Source organism: Methanogenium sp. MK-MG, from assembly GCF_009914725.1.
Classification (GTDB): Archaea; Halobacteriota; Methanomicrobia; order Methanomicrobiales; family Methanomicrobiaceae; genus Methanogenium.
The window spans coordinates 1-3,428 of the sequence record NZ_JAAAWJ010000125.1 but is presented as its reverse complement, the minus strand read 5'-3'; the positions used below and the strand labels follow the sequence as shown (position 1 = coordinate 3,428).

Sequence of the window (3,428 nt, the reverse complement as noted above, 5' to 3'; positions counted from 1 at the left end):
ATCGGTATCTGTACAGTATCCGGGATGATTGTCATTACAATTGTAAACCTTATCGCCTATGCAACCGCAGGTCTCTCCTTCCGCTACGGGCTTGACCCGGATAATTTTGGAATTCCGGTGATCACAAGTACAATAGATCTGGTTGGTGCTGGTATCCTTATGGCCGTTATTAATATACTGATATAAGGAGATACCATAATATTAGATACGACAAAGTGTATCATGAAAGGACTATACGCCCATGAGTGAGTTAGAGTACCAGCCGGTCAGTTTTAAAGATGTACTGATTGAGATGAAGGACATCTCAGAACTGATGGTTGATCTTGCTTATTCTGCGATTCTTTTTGAAAGCCGGGAAATTGCCCAGGAAGTTATCACCCTTGAAGAACGGATGAACCAACTGGTCTATCAGGCACGGATACAGAGTATCCTTGGATCGCGGAGGGTTGAGGAAGCTGAGGCGATGAGTGGCATGCTGCAGGTCAGTGAAGCGGCAGAAAAAATTTCAAATTCTGCGTCTGAGATTGCAACCATCATCCTGAAAGATGTGAAGTTTCCTGCAAAACTCCGGCTTGCGATGCCTGATGCCGAAGAGGTTACCGAACGTGTGGTTGTTGGCAAAGAGAGCATCATTGATGGTGTGACTCTGGGTGAACAGAATCTCCAGAGCAGCACCGGAATGCGCGTCATTGCAATCAGGCGTGGAGTATCGTGGATTTATGATCCCGAGCGCGAAACGCGGATTCTTGACGGTGATATCCTCATTGCAAAAGGCCCGGAGAGCGGAATTATCCCGTTGTATAAACTCTGCGGAGCAGAGGTCCCGGTAACTGAAGAGTCTCCTGAAGGAAGTGTTGTGACCGACCTTGACCGGGCTGTCCGCTTGATCGTCAAGATGAAGGATATCTCAGAGTTTGCAGTCGGCCTTGCGTATACATCACTGCTCTTTAACAACAGGGAGGTGGCCGATGAAGTGGTCTCCCTTGGCACCCGGATGGATGACATGCGGTATAAACTGGACCTCTGGATTCTTGAAGCCGCGAAACGCATATCAAATGTGGAGTATCTGCGTGGTTTGCTCTATATGTCATCATTTGCGGATAATATTACAAATGCCGCAGGTTCTATTATTGATGTCATTTTGCGGGATATTGATGTCCCGCCGGTGTTTAAGAAGATTGTACGTGAGTCTGATGAAATTATCTCGCGGATTGAGGTGCAGGAAGGCTCGGAACTTGCCGGAAAAAGCCTGAAAGAAGCTTCACTGACAACAGCGGCCGGTATGGTTGTCCTTGCTGTCAGGCACAAGAATAAATGGAAATACCGTCCGAGAAAGGATGAAACATTACGTTCCGGAGACATTATCATAGCCAAAGGGCGGCGGGACGGAGAGTGTCGCCTGTATGATCTCTCCCGCGGAACGTGATATATTGATAGTAAAATGAATCAGATGAGTGTGATATAAAATGAGTAATGGAGAAATGACTGTTTACCGCCTCTCCCCTGCATGTGATGTGGGTGATGTGGAAGAAGGCAAAGTGTATGTTGTGCGTGTGCAGGGATTCGCTGACTTTGGCACATTTGTGTATCTCAATGACCGGATCAAGGGCCTGGTACATAAATCGAATGTAAAGACCCATCACCAGGAAGGGGAAACCCTGTTTGTTCGTGTACGGGAGGTGCGCAAAAACGGCAACATCGATCTCGAAGAGATTGTCCCGACCAGATACCGGACGGAGACGGTGGCAAAGAAACTCTCGACCATCAGACTGGGTGACCTTCCGGACAAAGTCGGCAGGCATGTCACTATTGAAGCGGAAGTCGCACAAATAAAACAGACCTCAGGGCCTACCATATTCACCGTCATTGATGAGACCTCGGCAGAGGATGCCGCAGCCTTCATTGAGGCAGGGGTACGTGCCTACCCGGAGGTTGAACTGGGAGATATGGTCTCGGTTTCGGGTGAGGTGATGCTCAGGAACAACCGCCTCCAGATTGAGGTTTCAAACATGCGGGTTCTCTCCGGTGAGGAACGGGAGAGTGTGAATCTGCGTATTGCAGAGGCACTTGATCAGCGTGCCGAACCGGAAGATATCCCGTTCATGATTGAAAGTGAGGTGCTGGAACGCCTCAAACCTGAGATGCAGAAGGTGGCCAAAATAATCAGGAAGGCCATCTTTACTGCCCAGCCGATTGTGCTGCGCCACCATGCTGATGCAGATGGCATTACTGCCGCTGTGGCGGTTGAACGTGCAGTCACATACCTGATGCGGGAGAATGGCGGAGACCCTGACACCGAGGGGCATATGTTCAAGCGGGCTCCGTCAAAGGCACCGTTCTATGAGATTGAGGATATCACCCGTGACCTTGACTTTGCCCTGAAGGACTTAGTCCGGTTTGGCCAGAAACTGCCGCTCATTGTCATGATGGACAATGGCTCCACCGAAGAGGATGAAGCATCATACCGGATGGCAAAGATATATGACATCCCGATTGTGGTTGTTGACCATCACCACCCCGATGAGAGCACAGATGCATATCTCGATGCACATGTCAATCCATACCACGTCGGCGGAGACTTTGGTGTGACAGCAGGTATGCTCGGCGCCGAACTTGCCCGCATGATCTTCCCGGGTGTAGAGAGTGAGGTTCGCCACTTCCCGGCAGTTGCGGCAGTGGGTGACCGGAGTGAGGCACCGGAACGCCAGCAGTATCTGGACCTTGTCAGCAACGAATGGAGTGAGGAGCACTGCAAGGATATCGCCCTTGCCCTTGATTACGAACAGTTCTGGCTCCGGTTTAATGACGGACGTGAGATTGTAAAAGATATTGTTTGTGTCAATGGAAACCGCGACCGCCATGAACGCCTCGTCGCACTTCTCGTACAGGAAGCCAATCTTGCAATCAAAGAACAGCTGAGTGCGTCAATGCCGCATGTCGTCGAAAAAGACCTTGGAAACACTGCGAAACTCTTTATGCTGGATGTGGAAATCTATGCCCACCGGTTTACCTTCCCACCGCCCGGCAAGACATCCGGCGAGGTGCACGACATCCTCTGCAGGCGCAATGCCGGTGCACCGGTGGTGACGCTGGGTATCGGGCCTGACTTTGTGGTCATCCGTTCGCGTGGTGTTCTGATGAACATCCCGAAGATGGTACGTGAACTCAGAGAAGAGGTTATTGGCGGCGGAGTGAACGGCGGAGGGCATCTTGTCGTTGGAAGCATAAAATTCGTAGAAGGCATGCGGGAAACAGTAATTGAAAGCCTCATTGCGAAGATTGAAGAGTATCCTGTAGAATAATAGTTGGTGGGTTATTTTAGGAAATCACCCTTTGATTTTTGATCAGTCAGCACACCGGATCTGGTAATACATCCTGATAAATCTGCAAAGGTTTAATCTGGAAAAATCATGTATTGTGCCTGAATA

3 protein-coding genes are annotated in these 3,428 nt (G+C 49.8%); all 3 read left to right on the top strand.

Going from position 1 to position 3,428, the window contains the following annotated elements; genetic code table 11:
• The coding region (locus MKMG_RS11060) for a magnesium transporter (RefSeq protein ID WP_174235656.1) at positions 1-186 on the top strand (186 nt) is incomplete at its 5' end.
• A gap of 55 nt (positions 187-241) precedes the next feature.
• Complete coding sequence (locus MKMG_RS11055) at positions 242-1,426, top strand: potassium channel family protein (protein WP_165077980.1); 1,185 nt, start codon at positions 242-244, stop codon at positions 1,424-1,426.
• Positions 1,427-1,466: 40 nt separating this feature from the next.
• Positions 1,467-3,302, top strand: coding sequence for a DHH family phosphoesterase (locus MKMG_RS11050; protein ID WP_165077979.1), 1,836 nt, complete (start codon positions 1,467-1,469; stop codon positions 3,300-3,302).
• Positions 3,303-3,428: the final 126 nt, after the last annotated feature.

Bases quoted from the DNA above. Each gene is read 5' to 3' on its own strand.
- MKMG_RS11055 (WP_165077980.1), top strand. From the start codon at position 242: ATGAGTGAGTTAGAGTACCAGCCGGTCAGTTTTAAAGATGTACTGATT.
- MKMG_RS11050 (WP_165077979.1), top strand. From the start codon at position 1,467: ATGAGTAATGGAGAAATGACTGTTTACCGCCTCTCCCCTGCATGTGAT.